Below are 16,819 nucleotides of genomic sequence, written 5' to 3' on the forward strand. Positions count from 1 at the left end.
ACCGTCACCCACCCAAAAGATGACAAAGCACTACTAGGGGGTGTCTGGTGGATCACGACGGCCTGCGCCGGGCCCAGCTTCCGCCTCGCTGCGCGGTCCGAAAGGCCACATACAACACCGGTATGCGACCTTCCGGCCCACTGGCGACGCGAAACCTGGACCTCGCCGCAGACTCGCCGTGATCCACCAGACACCCTCTAGCGCTGCTGGGAGTTCACGTAGTCCCGCAACTTCTGCTGGGTCCAGACGCGGTTGTAGTAGTACGCGTAGTTCTTGCCCTTGCAGAAGCCCGCGGCGGCCTGGAAAACGCCGACCAGGTAGGGCCGTCCGGCGCCCTCCTGAGCGATCAGCGGGCCGCCGCTGTCCCCCTTGGACGGGTGACCTGCGCCCAGGCTCCGCACCTTGGCCAGGTTGCGGTAGATCCCGGTGGAGACCGCCGTATCGACGATCTTCATGCCGGTGCGGCGGAGCTCGGCCGTGGGGACGGTTCTGCCGCCGACGATGCAAGGATCATTGATCTGACCCCAGCCGTAGGCGGAGAGGGCCGAGCCGCCGGACCACAGGGCGCCCTGGTCGGGGCGGGCGAGAGCCACCGGGGCGACCTCGCGGACCGGCCGGTCGAGCCACACGACGAGGATCGACGCGCCGGCCGAGAAGGCGGCGTCGCCCAGGTTCTGCTGCTTGACGATGGTGCGTTCCACGCCGGTGTCCCGGTCGGCGTTGAGCACACCGAACCACACTTTTGTGCCGGTGACCTTGCCGCAGTGCCCGGCAGTGAGGGCCACGCCCGGTGCGACCAGCGAGGCGGTGCAGCCGACGGCCATCCGGCCGACAAAGCCGTACAGGTTGACGGCGGGCACCCGGTCGCCGGCCCAGCCGCCGGGGACAACTTCGCCCTTGACGATGGCTTCGGCCGGCGCGGCAACACCGAGCAGGCCGAGAGTGAGCAGTGATCCCGCAGCGGCGAGCAGACGTCGTCGGCGGGCGGTGGGGCGGATCATCATGTTTTGACGCTAGGTGAGTTTTTTGTGACACTCCATCCGTCCGCCGGGCCGGGCCGCGCCACACCCGGCCTAATCCGAACGTGGCCCTGCGCCGCGATCGGTGCACCAGCAGGCTGCGTCCCGGTGGGCGTTCAACACTTGAGAGCGGCCTCGACGATACGGAGGGCGTGGGCGGGGTCGATGCCGGCGCTGCTGGTGACCGAGGCGTAGTCGCGGGCGGCGCGGTGGGCCTGCTCGAGGGCCTGCTCGCCGGCGGCCGAGACGAACGACCCGGCCCGGCCGCGGGTCTCGATCAGCCCGGCGTCCTCCAGTTCCCGGTACGCCCGCCCGACGGTGTTCACGGCGAGCCCGAGGTCGGCGGCGAGGCGGCGGATCGTCGGCAGCCGGGTGCCGACGACCAGGGAGCGGTCCTGGATCTGCCGGGCGAGCTGGGCGCGGAGCTGCTCGTACGGTGGCGTCGGTGACGACGCGTCGATGACGATCATCGGGCGGCCAGGGCCTGGCGGGCCGCCGCGCCGACACAGGCGGTGCGGTGCTGGAGCAGGCCGAGGACAACCGCGCCCACCACGACGAGGGCCAGGGCGACGACGTTCCACCAGCCGAACGATGTGCCGTACAGGAAGATGGCCGGGAGGGTCCAGACCAGGCTGGGTGTGACGAGGGCGCGGACGTCCTCGACCCGCATGACGACATCCGCCGTGAGCGAGACCTCGTCCTCCGCGACGGCCGGGCTGGCCAGCACCTGGCGCAGTTGCAGGATCGTGCCGGCACCGGCGCCGGTGAGGCCGATCAGGACGACGATCGCGCCGTAGCGCAGGACCGGATCGGCCCCGGGCAGCACACTGACCGCGAGCACCAGGGCGGCGGCGAAGGAGGCCACGGTGAAGACGGCGTAGGGCCGGCCCAGCACGGCCCGCCAGCCGAGCTGCACCGGGTGGGCGACCCGCCGGGACAGCTGCGCGCCGGCCCGCTGGTCGGCGCGCCGCACCCACCGGCCGAGCAGCCACTGCCCGGACAGCAGCACGACCACCAGCAGCGGCATCCAGAACGACGTGGCCCGGCCGGAGACGTGCGCGAGCGCCGCGCCGATCAGGAACCCGGCCAGCAGGAGGCTGTCGGCGATCCGCGCCCGCCGCCGCACGGCCAGCCGTGTCGCCAGCAACGGGGTGGGCTCGGCGCCGGTCAGGCCGTGCCGCTCGAGCCACCGACCGGTCTCCACACGATCTGCCTCACGCATGACCCCACCTCCAATGTCGCAAGCTTTGTCTCAACAGCATGCGTCAAAGGTTGCGACAACGTCAAGTGGTGAGGATCGGGCGCAGGGCGTCCAGGACCGCGGGGTCCTCGATGGTGGACGGGACGGGCTCGGGGACGCCGTCGGCGATGCCGCGCATCGTGCGGCGCAGGATCTTGCCCGAGCGGGTCTTGGGCAGGCCCGGCACGACATCGACGCGGCGAAACGAAGCGACCGGGCCGATGCGGTCGCGGACCATGGCGACCAGTTCGGTCCGCAGCTGGTCCTCGGTGATGGTCGCGCCGGACTTGAGGACGACAAAGCCGCGGGGCGACTGGCCCTTCAGCGGGTCGTGGACGCCGATCACCGCGCACTCCGCGACCGCCGGGTGGGCGGCCAGGACCTCCTCCATCGCACCGGTGGAGAGGCGGTGGCCGGCGACGTTGATGACGTCGTCGGTGCGGCCCATGACGTAGAGGTAACCGTCGGCGTCGAAACGGCCGCCGTCGCCGGTCAGGTAGTTGCCGGGGAAGGCCGACAGGTACGAGCGCACGTACCGTTCGTCGTCCTGCCACAGTGTCGGCAGACAGCCCGGGGGCAGCGGGAGGCCGATCACGATGGCCCCGTCCTGGCCCGCGGGGACGTCGGCGCCGGACGGGTCGACCACGCGGACGCGGTAGCCCGGGACCGGGACCGACGGGGTGCCGGGCCGGGTCGGGAGGTCCTCCAGGCCGCGGGGGCTCGCGGCGATGGGCCAGCCCGTCTCGGTCTGCCACCAGTTGTCGATCACCGGTACGCCCAGCCGCTCCCCCGCCCAGGTGTAGGTCTCCGGGTCGAGGCGTTCACCGGCGAGGAAGAGCAGGCGCAGGCTGGACAGGTCGTAGCCCTCGATCAGCTTGCCGGTGGGGTCCTCCTTCTTCACCGCGCGGATCGCCGTGGGCGCGGTGAACATGACGTTGACGCGGTGCTCGGCGATCACCCGCCAGAACGCGCCCGCGTCGGGCGTACCGACGGGTTTGCCCTCGTAGAGGACGGTGGTCGCGCCGGTCAGCAGGGGTGCGTAGACGATGTAGGAGTGGCCGACGACCCAGCCCACGTCGGACGCGGCCCAGAAGACGTCGCCGGGCCCGGCCGCGTAGATCGCGTCCATGGACCAGCGCAGGGCCACCGCGTGACCGCCGTTGTCGCGGACGACTCCCTTGGGCCGCCCGGTCGTCCCGGAGGTGTAGAGGATGTAGAGCGGGTCGGTCGCCGCGACCGGCACACACTCGGCCGGCGAAGCGCCGGCGACCGCATCGGACCAGGACAGATCGCGGCCGGGTTCGAGCGAGGCGACCAGCTGCGGCCGCTGCAGGATCACGCAGTGCGCGGGCTGGTGGGCGGCGAGCCCGAGCGCCCGGTCCAGCAGCGGCTTGTACGGGACGACGCGCGACGCCTCGACCCCGCAGGAGCTGGCCACGATCACCACCGGCCGGGCGTCGTCGATGCGGGCGGCGAGCTCGGGTGCGCCGAAACCGCCGAAGACCACCGAGTGGACGGCGCCGAGGCGGGCGCAGGCCAGCATCGCGATGACCGCCTCCGGGACCATGGCCAGGTAGATGACAACGCGGTCACCCGGGCCGACACCGAGGCGACGTAACGCCCCCGCGAAGAGCGCCACCTCGTCGCGCAGTTCGGCGTACGTGAAGGTGCGCTGCTGTCCGGTGACCGGGCTGTCGTGGATCAGGGCCGGCCGGTCGCCGTGCCCGGCGTCGACGTGCCGGTCGAGGGCGTTGTGGCAGGTGTTGAGGCGGGCGCCGGGGAACCAGCGGTAGAGCGGGGCGTCGCTGTCGTCGAGGATCCGCCCGGGTGGGACGTCCCAGTCGATCGCCTCGGCCGCCTCCCGCCAGAAGCCCTCGGGGTCGCGGAGACTGCGGTCGTAGGCCTGCCGGTAGTCACCCATGCAGCGATGGTGACCACCGGCAGGCCGGTACGTCCAGGGCGGGACCGGATCAGTTCTGCACGAACACCGCCACCGTGCGCGCCGGGACCTTGAAGGTGCCCGTGGCCCGGTCGAACGTGGCCGGCTCGTGCTGGGCCGGGTGCAGCGCGACCGAGGTTCCCTTGAGCGCCGGGACGGTCTGTGCCGCCTCGGCCGGGGTGGCGTTGAAGACGACCGTGACGGACTTCCAGCGGCGGTCGAGGCCGCGCCCGTCCAGATGCATCGTGATCACGCACGGGGTCTCGGCCGTGCCCGACAGCGGGAACGTCAGGCGCTTCTGCACCTCGGCCGCCGTCGGCAGCCCGAAGACCGGCGACGACCTGCGGATCTCGAGAAGCTGCCGGTAGCGGGCGTCGGACAGGTTCACCGCGTCGCAGCCGGGGATCAGCTTCGGGTCGGCCAGCAGCGGCTTGGCGTACGGCCACTTGGCCTCGTTGTCGGCGGCCGGGGGCAGGCCGCGGCCGAAGCCGTTGCCCTTCGTGCAGTCCCAGGAGATCTGGTTGAACCAGTCGCCGGAGTTGAACGAGTTACGGTCGAGCGATTTCGAGCGCAGCCGCTCACTGCCCGCGGTGACAAACCCGGCACCCTGGCCGAGCGCCGTGGTGGCCAGGGCGACCGACTGCATCTTGGCGCGGTCGACCGCCGAGGTCACCTGGGGCAGCTTGTACGCCAGCGCGTCGTACAGGATCTCGTTGTCGTGCGCGTCGACGTAGGTGATGGCCTCGCCGGGCGCCGCGGTGTAGCCCGCCGGTGCGCCGTTGTAGTCGACGTCCTTGCCCGTGACGGGCGTACCGGCACTGCTGGTGAATTTGTAGGAGGCGAGGTTGCCGCTCAGGCCGACCTTGATCTGGTCCTGGTAGTGCAGCAGCCGGGCCTTCTGCTCCTCGGCGGTGCCGTTGGCCGCGTCACCGTTGGGCTCGGTGAACAGGCCGGAGGCGAAGCCCTGGATGCGCGGGTTGTCGTCGAACGGGCCGCCGCCACGGACCGCGTCGCGCAGCCGGTCGTTGAACGTGCCGATGCCCGTACCGGCCATGTTGGTCTGGGTGGCCTGCACGAAGCGGGCGTCGCCCGCGACCTCGCCGAAGTCCCAGCCCTCGCCGTACAGGTAGATCTTCTTGCCGTCGACGCCGTCCCGGGCGAGCGTGAGCCGGTCGAGGGCGGCCCGCACGGCCAGGATGTTCGCCTTCGGGTGGTGGCCCATCAGGTCGAAACGGAACCCGTCCACCTTGTAGGCCTTGGCCCACGTCACGATCGAGTCGACGACCAGCTTTCCCATCATCGTGTGCTCAGGGGCGGTGTTGGCGCAGCAGGTGGAGTTGGCGACCGTGCCGTCCTCCAGCAGCCGCTGGTAGTAGCCCGGGACGATCTGGTCGAGCACCGAGTGCGGGTCGGTGCCGGCGGCCGACGTGTGGTTGTAGACGACGTCGAGGACCGTGCGCAGGCCGGCGGCGTTGAGACCGGCCTGCATCTGCCGGAACTCCTTGATCCGCGCGGCCGGGTCGACCGCGTAACCACCCTCGGGTGTCGTGTAGTGCAGCGGGTCGTAACCCCAGTTGAAGCCGTCCTGGGCCGCGACCGCCGCGATGCACTTCTGCTGTTCGGCGGAGTCCGGCGGCAGGGCCGCGAGGTCACAGGCGGGCTGCTTCTGGTCGGCGCGCTTCTCGGGGATGGTCGCGAAGTCGAAGACCGGCAGCAGGTGCACGTGGGTCGTACCCGCCTGGGCCAGGGACTTCAGTTGTTTCATGCCGGCGGTCCGCAGGTCGGTGAAGGCCCGGTAGGTGCCGCGCTCGGCCGCCGGAACGGTCGTGTCGGCGATCGAGAAGTCCCGCACGGACAGCTCGGAGATCTGCACCTTGCCGGGCTTGACGGCCGGCTTGCGCAGACCGGACCAGCCGGACGGCGCGAGCGCCTTGTCGGCCAGGTCCGTGATGCGGCTGTGGGTCGAGTCCGCCGTCAGATCCACCGAGTACGGGTCGGTCACCGACGCCGTCACGACCTTGCCCGCGGCGGGCTGCCACGCGGTCACGCGGTACCGGTAGAACTTGCCCTTCCAGTCCTGGGGCCCGGTCGCCGACCACACCCCGGTGGCGGCGTCGCGGGTCATCGGCACCAGCTTCGCGGCCGCCGCCGGGTTGTCGAAGACCTCGAGCCCGACGGTACGCGCGGACGGCGCCCAGACCGCGAGCGTGGGCCGCCCGCCGCTGAACGTCGGGCCGAGCTTCGCCGACGCCGCCTTGGCGTACACGTCGTCGAGGACGTCCGCGGTCTGCACGCCGGTGGCCGAAAGGAGCTTGCCCTCGGCATCGCGTTCGGTGACCGCGACCTGGCCACGCAGCACGTCCTTGAGCTTGGAGACGTCACTGACCTGGAACGCCGGATACTGCCACAGGTGCGGGTTCTTGATCCGCTGCGCCTCGGTGAGGCCGTTGCGCCGCGCGCCGAGCCGGATGCTCTGATGCGCACCGGCGAGCTCACCGTCGACGATGCTCATCCCGCCCTCGGGCGCCCAGACCAGGTCGTAGACACGCCCGTCGGTGCCCGCGCCGACCGGTTCGAGGGTCGAGCCCGTGCCGGTCTTCCAGGCGATCGTTCCCCGGTCGATCCAGACCGCGGCCGACTTGCTCAGGTCCGCGACACCGCCGCCGGCCTTCCGGACCACCGGCAGGAGCCGATCCGGTACGCCGGAGAGCAGCCACACCTCGTGCCCGGCCGCGGTGAAGTCCAGCCGCTGGTCGCCGGGCAGGTCCTTGGCGTCGCCCTTGTGCAGGATGTAGTTCAGCCCGGTCGCTCCCGGCGCCAGCGGCACCCGGAACGTGACACCGAACTTGTCGGTCGCGGCCGGCTGCAGCGGCGCGGTCCACTCGGTCGGGTTCGCGGCGCCGTCCCAGACGTGCAGGCCCCAGCCGCTGTAGTCACCGTCGGCGCGACGCCAGTGGATGACGGCGGTGTTCTCGTCCTGCTCGACCGCCGGCGCCTCGGTGCCGACCGCCGGATCACCCTGCTTCAGCCACACCTCCGGCGTTTTAGTCGGGTCGAGGAAACGGTCGGCGCCGACGTCCTTCACACCGTCCTTGTCGACCACGATGAAACCCACGTTCTTCGCACCCGGCTTCAACTTCACCCAGGCAAAGCGCCCGTACGCGTCCACGCCGTCGAACGGCTGCCCGGCGGGCCAGGTCGTCGCGGCCGACGGGTCGATGTCCCCGAAGGCGTACAGCCCCCAGTTGTCGTAGTCGCCCGCGGGCCGCTGGTAGTGCACGATCGCGTAGTCGGGGCCGCTGGTGACCGCGGGCGTACCGACCTTGATCTGCGTCGACGTGCTCGCGAGCCGGCCCTTGCTGTCGCGGACGACCGCCTTGTACTTCACCGGTGTGCCACCGGCCAGCCCGGTCAGGTCGTGGAACACCTTGTAGGGCGCGCGGTCGGCGGTGCCGAGCAGCTTCCACGGGCCGTTGCCGACCTGCGCGGCGAAGGTGACGGTGGCGAGCGGGTCGCCGGTGGTCTCGGCGGTCAACTCGGTGCGGGTGGGCACGAGTGCACCGGCCGCGGGAGCCGTGAACTTCACGGTCGGTGCTGCCGCCGGCGCCGCGATCGGCTTGCCGGCCTTGAGCACGATCGCCGACAGCGCCGGGACCAGGATCGTCAGCTTGCCGTCGGCGGCGGTCGTGGACGACACCGCGCCGCCGTAGAGGCCCTGGAACGAGGCGTTCGGCGTCCACGTGTCGAGCGTGATGGTCTTTGCGGTGGTCGCGTTGTTCGCCGCGACGACGTACTCCGTACGGCTCTTGCGGTCGATGCGGGAGCTCGCGAAGACGCCGGGGCCCGTGTCCGCGTACCGGGTGATCTGCAGGCCGTCGACCAGCGCGGGATGACCGCGGCGCAGCTCACCGAGGGTCTTGATGGTCTTGTAGATCGGGTGGGCGGTCTCGTAGTTGGGGACCGCGTGGGTGCGCTCGGTGCCGATCAGGTCGTCGTCGAGGTAGTCCGCGGTCTTCGTGGCGAACATGTCCTGCCGGGCGTCCTTGTCGCCGCCCGGGCCGGTGAAGCCCTGCTCGTCGCCGGAGTAGACGACCGGCTGGCCGCGGGTCAGGAACATCAGCTCGTGCGCGAGCTGGTCACGGCGCAGGTAGGTGCCGGGATCCGCGGGGCCGGCCTCGATGAACGAGCCGATGCGGCCCATGTCGTGGTTGCCGAGGAATGTGGGCAGACGGTCCGCACCCGTGGTGCCGGTCGTGTAGAGGTCGTCGGCCGCGTACAGGTCGGACAGGGCCTGGGCCGGTCCACCGTCGGCGGCGAACGACTTCGCGGCGGCCTGGAAGGAGAAGTCGAGGGTGGCGGGCAGACCGCCGCGGCGCACGTAGGTCGACTCGACCTCCTGATCGGCGCTGTAGACCTCGCCGAACATGAAGAAGTCCTTCTTGCCGGCCTTGCGCGCGGCGGCGTCGATCCCGTCGGCGAACTGCGGCCAGAAGTCGAGGTTGGTGTGCTTGACCGTGTCGAGGCGGTACCCGTCGATGCCGGTCTTCGCGATCCAGTCGCCGTAGATCTTCGTCATGCCCCTGACGACCTCGGGCCGCTCGGTGAAGAGGTCGTCGAGCCCGAAGAAGTCGCCGTACTCGCTGTTCTCACCGACGAACGTCGAGTCGCCGCGGTTGTGGTACATCGCCGGATCGTTGAGCCACCCAGGCACCTTGACCTTGGCGTCCTTCTTGTCGATCACCGGCGTGTACGGGTACGACTCGTCGTCCAGCTTCGGGAAGGCCCGCGTGCCGTCGGCGTAGTTGCGGTCCTCGAACGCCCGGCCCTGCGCGTCCTCGTACGGCGACGTCGTCTTGTCGATGTAGTCGTACTTGTTCTCCGCGTACTTGATGACGTCCGCGGTGTGGTTGACGATGATGTCGAGGAAGATCTTCATGCCTCGCTGATGCGCGAGCTTCACCAGCCGCTCGAGATCCGCGTTCGTGCCGAAGTGCGGGTCGACCTGCGTGAAGTCGGTGATCCAGTAGCCGTGGTACCCGGCCGAGACGTCGCTGCCACTGCCCTGCACCGGGCGGTTCTTGAAGACCGGCGCCAGCCAGATCGCCGTGGTGCCCAGCCCCTGGATGTAGTCCAGGCGGTCCATGATCCCCTTGAGGTCACCACCGTGGTAGAAGCCCTTGTCGGCCGGGTCGAAACCCGTCGCCAGCCGGTCACCGGGGAGTTTGCCCTGGTCGTTCGACGGATCACCGTTGGCGAACCGGTCCGGCAGGACGAAGTAGAACTGCTCGGAGGGCTTGGGCCGCTGGTCGAAACCCCAGCTCGCGACGGCAGCCGCACTGGGCTCGGCCGGTTTTGCGGCTTCCGCCGGGGCCGCCGCGGCGAGCGGCAGCAGGAGCGCACAGGTCAGCAGAACCCGTCTGAACAGCGACTTTTCCACATTGAGGCCTTCCGATGCAGTGGCGACGACGCACGCTAACCTCCGGCGAGCCACCCTTGCAAGACCTTGCAGTAACTGTCATGCAATTACAACGCATCGCGCCAGAAACACTGTGGACATCGACCCGGCTGCCATAATCAGCGGATGTCGACGTGGGGCCCCGGCCTGTTCTCCAGTGACAGTGCTCAGGACTTTCTCGAGGAGCTGGCCGAGCTGGACCCGGCCGCACGACCGGCCGAGCTCAGCAAGATCTTCCGGGAACTCCTGGACGACCCGGGCTCGTTGATGAGAACCGTCTTCCCGGAGACTGTGGTCGCGGCAGCCGCACTGGTCGCCGCGAGCCTGCCTGGCGGTCAGGATCTCCTCGACGACGAGGCCTTCGCCGCCGCACTTCCGGAGCCCGCACGACACCTGGCCGCCGACGCACTGCGTGCGCTCACCGTTGCCACCTCTCCCGACGGCCACTGGGCCACGTCCTGGGTCTCGCCCGCGGATCGGGACGAGGCGCTCGCCGAGGTCGCGGGAGTCGCCGCGATTCTGGGCTCCGGCGCAGGCTGGTGGCGTGACGCCGTGGTCTATCAGATCTATCCGCGGTCGTTCGCGGATGCCGACGGGGACGGTGTCGGGGACCTGGCCGGAATCACCGAACGTCTCGGGTACGTCGCCGGTCTCGGGGCCGGGGCGATCTGGTTGACGCCGTTCCAGCGGTCACCGCAGGCCGACCACGGGTACGACGTCAGCGACTACACCGACGTCGACCCACTCTTCGGGGAGCTGGCGGACTTCGACGCGCTGGTCGCCCGGGCGCACGAGCTCGGGCTGAAGGTGGTCATCGACATCGTGCCCAACCACTGCTCCGACCAGCATCCGCTGTTCCAGGCCGCGCTCGCCGCCGGGCCGGGCAGCCCCGAACGGGCCCGCTTCCACTTCGCCGACGCCCCCAACAACTGGCCCAGCGTGTTCGGTGGGCCGGCCTGGACGCAGGTCCCCGACGGCCAGTGGTACCTGCACCTGTACGCCCCGGAGCAGCCCGACTGGAACTGGCGTGACCCGCGTACCGCCCCGTTCTTCGACGACGTGCTGCGCTTCTGGTTCGACCGTGGTGTCGACGGGCTGCGGATCGACGTCGCGTACGGGCTGTTCAAGGCACCGGGGCTGCCCGACCTGGCGCCGGACCAGATCCCGGAGCCGATGCGGCTGCGCGGCAACACCCTGGCCAGCGACCGCGAGGAGGTCCACGAGGTCTACCGCCGGTGGCGGGTGATCGCCGACTCGTACGACCCGCCGCGCACCCTGATCGGCGAGGTCAACCTGCCACCGGACCGCGCCTCCCGGTTCGTCCGCCCCGGCGAGCTGGACCAAGTGTTTGCTTTTGCCTTCGTGGCCGCCCCCTGGGACGCCGACGTGTGGTGCGAGGTCGGAGCGGACCTGCTCACCCACGCCCGCACCACGTCACCGGTCACCTGGGTGGTCGAGAACCACGACGTCGTCCGCCGGCCCACCCGCTACGGCAGCGCGGCCCGGGCCCGGGCGGCACTGCTGACGATTCTCGGCCTCCCCGGCGCCGCCTACCTCTACCAGGGTCAGGAGCTCGGGCTGCCCGAAGTGGACGTTTCCCCCGAGGCCCGCCAGGACCCGGCCTGGATCCGCTCGGGTGTCTCCCGCGACGGCTGCCGCGTGCCGCTCCCGTGGACGGCCGATCCGTCCGGCACCTACGGCTTCTCCCCGGTCGGCGCGGCGCCACCGTGGTTGCCCGTCCCGGACCACTGGGGTCCGTTGTCGGTAGAGGCCCAGGAGAGCGACCCGGAGTCGACTCTCGCGCTGACCCGCGCGGCCCTGCGGCTCCGGCACCTGCTGCCCGCCGCGGACACCGTCGACTGGTCGGTGACCGAGGACCGTCTGCTGCTCGCCCGCCGCACGAGCGGCTTCACCCTGGCCGTGGCCATGGGCGACACCGCCGTGCCGCTCCCCGCCGGCGAGGTTGTCCTGGCCAGCGGCCCGCTCCCCGGCGACGGCACCCTGCCACCCGACACCGCCGCCTGGCTGCGCCACGCCTGAACGCGCTGCCGCCGTGCAAGCGGCTACTTGCGGACCACGGTGATGGAGAGCCGCTGCCCCGCGAGTTCGGTCAATTGCTCGGCGAGAACCCGAATGTGGTCGCCGGGAGGCGCTTTGCCCGAGATGTTCTGGGCGCTGACCTCAGGTCTGAGCTGATGGAAGAGCTCGGAGGCTTTGTCCGCCGCACCGGTGTCACCGAAAGCACGGAGTCGCGCAGCGATCCTGGCCATGTCGACGGTCAACGGCCGTTCATGCGGGTCCGGTGCGCCGGCCACGAACCAGTGTTGCACCCACCCGGTCCAGTTGAGCAGCTCGACGTAGGTGTCGGCGCTCAGCCGCCATCGGCTGACCTCCAGCTCGCGCTTCAGCGTCTCGCGCTGCGCGCGCACCACACCGAGGTAGGTCCCGGTCGCGCCGATCAGAGCACCGAGCACAGCCCACACGGGCGTCCATTGCATGTCGTCATCATGGCGGCCGACGAGCTTGATCGGCCGCCATTGACAGAACAACGTCTCGGATCAGGCGGCGCCTGACTCCTGTTCGCTTTCGACCTGCTGGTTCCATTCGCGCTTGCTGGACTGCCAGCCGTCCTCGTTCATGCCGCGGCGCCAGTAGCCGGAGATGGAGAGCTGGGACATCGGGAGGCCGTGTTCGACGCGGAGCAGGCCGCGGAGGTCCTTGACGAAGGTGGCCTCGCCGTGGACGAAGGCGTGGACCTGGCCGGGCGGGAAGGTCAGGGCGCGGACGGCCGGGACGAGCAGGTCGCCGTGGGGGCGGTCGCCGCGGTGCAGCCAGGTGATGTCGGCGTCGGCGGCCGTTTCGAGCTTCTGCTCCTCGGCCGGGTCCTCGATCTCGATGAAGGCCTTGACCTGTGCGCCGGCGGGCATGCTCTCCAGCGCCGCGGAGATCGCCGGCAGGGCGCTCTCGTCACCGGCGAGCAGGTGCCAGTCCGCGTCGGGGTCCGGGGTGTAACCGCCGCCCGGGCCCATGAAGTGGACCGCGTCGCCGGGCTTGGCGCCGGCCGCCCACGGTCCGGCGATGCCCGTGTCGCCGTGGACGACGAAGTCGATCCACAGCTCGGGGATCTCGGGGAGCCAGCGGCGGACCGTGTAGGTCCGGACGACCGGCTGCTGCTCGCGCGGCATCGTCTCGCGGATCGTGGCGAGGTCGAACGGCTCCGGGTAGGTGACACCCGGCTGCGGGAAGTAGATCTTCACGTAAAGGTCGGTGTACTCACCGGCGCTCATCCCGGTGAGCCCGGCGCCGCCGACCACGATCCGGACCATGTGTGGTGTGAGCTGCTCGACGCGGGTGACTTCGCCGATCTTCGCCGCCCGGACAGGCCTGTTCGCCATGCAAAACACTTCCCTACTCAGCGTCGGTCCGGGTAAGGCTACCCTTACGGACCCGAGCGGGGAGCCAGAGCGGCAGCAGTCCCACCAGGACCAGGGTCGCACCGATCGGCAGCAGGTCGAGATTCACCCCGATAGCCGCAAATCCGACAAGCACGGCCACCGGGCTCCAGATCGGCAGCCGGCGCAGCACCACCTGCCGGACGAGAAGGACCAGCAGCCCGACCTCGAACAACGCCGGACCGACCAGCTTGAGTGCGTCCGGGAGCGGCGCCGACTGCTGGAAGCTCTCGAACAGGTCACCGAGGATCACCCACAGGAAGCAGCCCGCGCCGAACACCGTCGCCACGACGGTGAGGTCGAGCAGCAGCGCCGGCCCGTCGGTGCGGCGCAGCGCCACCGCCAGCACGGCGAAGAGCACGATCCCGGCGAAGAACGCCAGGTGGCCGAGGTCCCACGCCGGGCCGTTGTGGCGGTCGCCGTCGAGCCCGTCGACCACCCGCAGCAGGCCGTAGAGGAGCAGGAGCGCGGGTGCGGCAGCGGCAGAGAACCTGATGAGTCGCGACATGGGAGCAGCCTCGCGTGCACACCGTCAGGGCCACATCGGGGATTGACCCGGACGTGACCCCGAGAGTCATGGCATGGTGTCCGGATAGGAGGGTGCCATGACCGGGGACCGCACGTTCGTCATCGCCGGCGCCGGACTCGCCGGCGCGAAGGCCGCCGAGACCCTGCGCGCCGAGGGCTTCACCGGCCGCATCGCGCTGATCGGCACGGAGACCGAGATCCCGTACGAACGGCCGCCGTTGTCCAAGGGCCTTCTGCTCGGCACCGCCCAGCGGTCCGAGGCCTTCGTGCACGACGAGGCCTGGTACGCGTCCAACAACGTCGAGCTGCGCACCGGCACCACCGTCGGCGCCATCGACGCGGAGAAGCAGCGGGTGCGTCTCTCCGACGGCGACGACCTCGCGTACGACAAACTGCTGCTGGCCACCGGGGCCTCACCGCGACCACTCGGCGTGCCGGGTGCGGGGCTGGGGAAGGTGTTCTCCCTGCGTACGCTGGCGGACTCGGACCGGATCTCGGAGACCGTGCGGTCGGACACGCGCCTGGTCGTCGTGGGGTCGGGCTGGATCGGCCTGGAGGTCGCGGCAGCGGCCCGCGCCCGGGGCGCGACCGTGACCGTGGTGTCGCCGGCCGCGCTGCCGCTGCAGAAGGTCCTCGGTGACCGGCTCGCGCGGGTCTTCCTCGGGCTGCACCAGGAGCACGGGGTCGCCTTCCGCTTCGGCACCCAGGTGAGCGAGGTGCGGGAGGCCCGCGGCGACACCGACGTGTCCCAGGTCGTGCTGAGCGACGGCTCGGTCATCGACACCGACGCGGTGCTCGTGGCGATCGGTGTCACCCCGAACACCGGTCTCGCCGATCAGGCCCGGCTGCGGGTCGACAACGGTGTGCTCGTGGACGGGCAGCTGCGCACCAGCGATCCGGACATCTTCGCGGCCGGTGACCTCGCCAACATCGACCATCCGCTGCTGGGCGCCCGGGTGCGGGTCGAGCACTGGGCGAACGCCCTGCACACCGGCCCGGTGGCGGCGAAGGCGATGCTCGGTCAGGACGCCACGTGGGACAGGCTGCCGTACTTCTTCACCGACCAGTACGACCTCGGCATGGAGTACGCGGGCTGGGTGCCGCCCGGCAGCACCACCGAGGTGGTCGTCCGCGGCGACGAGGAGGGGCGCGAGTTCATCGCCTTCTGGACCGTCGGCGGGCGGGTCGCGGCGGGCATGAACGTCAACGTGTGGGACGTGACGGATCAGATCCAGGACCTGGTCAAGGCCGGTCTGCGCGGCGCGACGGTCGACCCGGCACGGCTCGCCGACCCCGACGTGCCGCTGACGGACCTGCTGCCATGAGTGACGCCCTCGAGCACCTGCGCCGCTGGGAGGAGTCGGGGGCGACCTGGCGGGTGGTCGTGCGTACCCCGGAATCGGTGGAACTGGCCCTGCTCACCTGCGACGCCGGTGAGGAGGTCGACCGGTTGCGCAGCGCCGACCCGGCGGTCCTCGCGCACATCGGCGACCGTTCCCGCTCGGAGGACGACGCGCCATGACCCGGCGGTGGGACCGCGAGGTCGACCTGCTCGTCGCCGGGACCGGCGCCGCCGGGCTGTCCGCGGCGATCACCGCGAAGGACGCCGGCGCCGAGGTGCTGGTCGTCGAGAGCACCGAGCTGTGGGGCGGCACGACCACGATGAGCGGCGGCGGCCTGTGGATGCCGGCCCACCCCCTCATGGCCGGGCTCGGCAAGACCGACACCGCCGCGAAGGCTCTGCTCTACCTGGACACGGTCATCGGCGACGTCGGCCCGGCCAGCTCCCCCGAGCGGCGGCGGGCGTTCGTGCACGCCGTGCCCGGCCTTTACACGCTGCTCGAGCGTCTTGGTGTGCGCTGGGCCGTCGCGGCGGACTATCCCGACTACTACCCGGACAAGCCGGGCGGGATGACCGGCCGATCGATCGAGGTCGAGCCGTTCGACGTCCGCAAACTCGGTGACTGGTTCGCGAAGTCGCGCGCCCGTGACGGCCTGCCGCCCGTACCGCTGAAGACCGACGACGTCTGGCTGATCGCCCGGTCCTGGTCCACCCGCGACGGTTTTGCCCGCGGCGCCCGCTTCGCCGGCCGGACGGCAGCGGCCCTCCTGACCGGAAAACGCCTCTACGGTACGGGCACAGCGGTGTCCGCGAGCCTGATGCACATCGTGCGGACGCAGGGCACCGAAGTGTTGCTGGAGTCGCCGGTGACCGAGCTGGTTATCGAGAACGGCGAGGTGACCGGGGCGATCGCGGGCGGCCTGGCCGTCCGCGCGCGGCAGGGTGTGCTGCTCGGTGCGGGCGGCTTCGCGCACAACACCGAGTGGCGCGAGAAACACCACGGCCTGTCCGGCTGGAGCTCGGCCTCGACCGGCGACCAGGGCACCGCGATCGAGCTCGGTCAGCGTGCCGGGGCGCAGCTCGCGCTGATGGACGACGCCTGGTGGGGTGCGGGTGTGCCGATGCCCGACGGCACGACACAGTTTCTGCTGTGGGAGCGCTCGTTCCCGTACAGCATCGTGGTCGACGGGGCGGGTGACCGCTATCTGAACGAGTCGGAGAGCTACGTCGACTTCGGCCACCACATGCTCGAGCACAACGCCGTACCGTCCTGGCTGATCGTCGACGGCCGGCATCGCCGCCGCTACCTGTTCGCGGCGCTCGCGGCCGGTGGTCGCAAGCTGCGGGAAACCGGGACGCTGGTGCAGGCCGAGACGATCGAGCGCCTCGCCACCAAGCTGAGGATGGACCCGTGGCGGCTGCGCGCGACCGTCGAGCGCTTCAACCGCTTCGCGGCGTCCGGCGTCGACGAGGACTTCGGTCGGGGCCGGACGGCGTACGACCGCTATTACGGCGACCCGACGGTCGAGCCGAACCCCAACCTCGGCGCCCTGGAGAAGCCGCCGTTCCAGGCGATCAAGCTTGTCCCGGGCGACCTGGGCACCAAGGGGGGTCTCCTGACCGACGAGCACGCCCGCGTCCTCGACACCGAGGGCACCCCGATCCCCGGCCTGTACGCGGCCGGCAACACCACGGCCTCGGTCATGGGCCGCACCTACCCCGGCGCGGGCGCCACCATCGCCCCGGCAGCGATCTTCGGATACCTCGGCGCCCTCCACGCCACCGGACGGCGATCGGACGGTCAGTGACGAGGCAGTCACCGGGTGGCTCTCGTTTGCGAGGAT

12 protein-coding genes and 1 pseudogene are annotated in these 16,819 nt (G+C 70.8%); 5 read left to right on the forward strand and 8 right to left on the reverse strand.

All coding sequences use genetic code 11. The features are described from left to right. Positions 1–197: 197 nt before the first annotated feature. From AFR_RS27825 to pulA, 5 genes are all read right to left on the reverse strand, one after another. The gene (locus tag AFR_RS27825) at positions 198–1,004 is read right to left on the reverse strand and encodes a trypsin-like serine protease (RefSeq protein ID WP_023560140.1); all 807 of its coding nucleotides are present in this window, start codon (positions 1,002–1,004) and stop codon (positions 198–200) included. 131 nt (positions 1,005–1,135) lie between these two features. After that, entirely contained in the window at positions 1,136–1,489 is a 354-nt protein-coding gene (locus tag AFR_RS27830) for a GntR family transcriptional regulator (protein WP_023560141.1), read from the reverse strand. Further along, a complete protein-coding gene (locus tag AFR_RS27835; protein WP_023560142.1) occupies positions 1,486–2,241 on the reverse strand; it encodes a hypothetical protein in 756 nt (251 codons plus the stop codon). The genes AFR_RS27830 and AFR_RS27835 overlap by 4 nt, the downstream gene beginning before the upstream one ends. 61 nt (positions 2,242–2,302) lie before the next feature. After that, positions 2,303–4,180 (reverse strand): propionyl-CoA synthetase, encoded by a 1,878-nt coding sequence (locus AFR_RS27840; RefSeq protein WP_023560143.1) that lies wholly within the window; start codon positions 4,178–4,180, stop codon positions 2,303–2,305. Between the two features lie 49 nt (positions 4,181–4,229). Further along, on the reverse strand, positions 4,230–9,635 hold the full coding sequence (gene pulA / locus AFR_RS27845) for a pullulanase-type alpha-1,6-glucosidase (protein WP_023560144.1): 5,406 nt from the start codon (positions 9,633–9,635) through the stop codon (positions 4,230–4,232). 144 nt (positions 9,636–9,779) lie between these two features. On the opposite strand from pulA, the pseudogene AFR_RS48035 reads away from it, so the two are divergent. Then, positions 9,780–10,124 (forward strand): annotated as a pseudogene (locus tag AFR_RS48035) (DUF4259 domain-containing protein); the annotation flags it as partial. 48 nt (positions 10,125–10,172) lie between these two features. Then, on the forward strand, positions 10,173–11,693 hold the full coding sequence (locus AFR_RS27850) for an alpha-amylase family glycosyl hydrolase (RefSeq protein WP_238547396.1): 1,521 nt from the start codon (positions 10,173–10,175) through the stop codon (positions 11,691–11,693). A 23-nt stretch (positions 11,694–11,716) separates the two neighbouring features. On the opposite strand, the gene AFR_RS27855 is transcribed toward AFR_RS27850, so the two are convergent. From AFR_RS27855 to AFR_RS27865, 3 genes are read right to left on the reverse strand one after another with little or no spacing between them, the layout of a single operon-like run. Beyond that, positions 11,717–12,151: a DUF885 domain-containing protein gene (locus tag AFR_RS27855; RefSeq protein ID WP_148308075.1), complete on the reverse strand. Its 435-nt coding sequence runs from the start codon at positions 12,149–12,151 to the stop codon at positions 11,717–11,719. A 60-nt stretch (positions 12,152–12,211) separates the two neighbouring features. Beyond that, complete coding sequence (locus tag AFR_RS27860) at positions 12,212–13,048, reverse strand: siderophore-interacting protein (RefSeq protein WP_023560147.1); 837 nt, start codon at positions 13,046–13,048, stop codon at positions 12,212–12,214. Positions 13,049–13,061: 13 nt separating this feature from the next. Next, complete coding sequence (locus tag AFR_RS27865) at positions 13,062–13,613, reverse strand: hypothetical protein (RefSeq protein ID WP_023560148.1); 552 nt, start codon at positions 13,611–13,613, stop codon at positions 13,062–13,064. Positions 13,614–13,710: 97 nt separating this feature from the next. Between AFR_RS27865 and AFR_RS27870 the strand changes: the two genes are divergently transcribed. The 3 genes from AFR_RS27870 to AFR_RS27880 are packed head-to-tail and all read left to right on the forward strand — an operon-like array spanning position 13,711 to position 16,783. Beyond that, positions 13,711–14,958 (forward strand): NAD(P)/FAD-dependent oxidoreductase, encoded by a 1,248-nt coding sequence (locus tag AFR_RS27870; RefSeq protein ID WP_023560149.1) that lies wholly within the window; start codon positions 13,711–13,713, stop codon positions 14,956–14,958. Beyond that, on the forward strand, positions 14,955–15,155 hold the full coding sequence (locus AFR_RS27875) for a hypothetical protein (RefSeq protein ID WP_023560150.1): 201 nt from the start codon (positions 14,955–14,957) through the stop codon (positions 15,153–15,155). Before AFR_RS27870 ends, AFR_RS27875 begins: the two co-directional genes overlap by 4 nt. Beyond that, positions 15,152–16,783: an FAD-binding protein gene (locus AFR_RS27880; protein WP_023560151.1), complete on the forward strand. Its 1,632-nt coding sequence runs from the start codon at positions 15,152–15,154 to the stop codon at positions 16,781–16,783. The genes AFR_RS27875 and AFR_RS27880 overlap by 4 nt, the downstream gene beginning before the upstream one ends. Positions 16,784–16,819 lie beyond the last annotated feature (36 nt).

This window comes from Amorphoplanes friuliensis DSM 7358, assembly GCF_000494755.1.
Classification (GTDB): Bacteria; Actinomycetota; Actinomycetes; order Mycobacteriales; family Micromonosporaceae; genus Actinoplanes; species Actinoplanes friuliensis.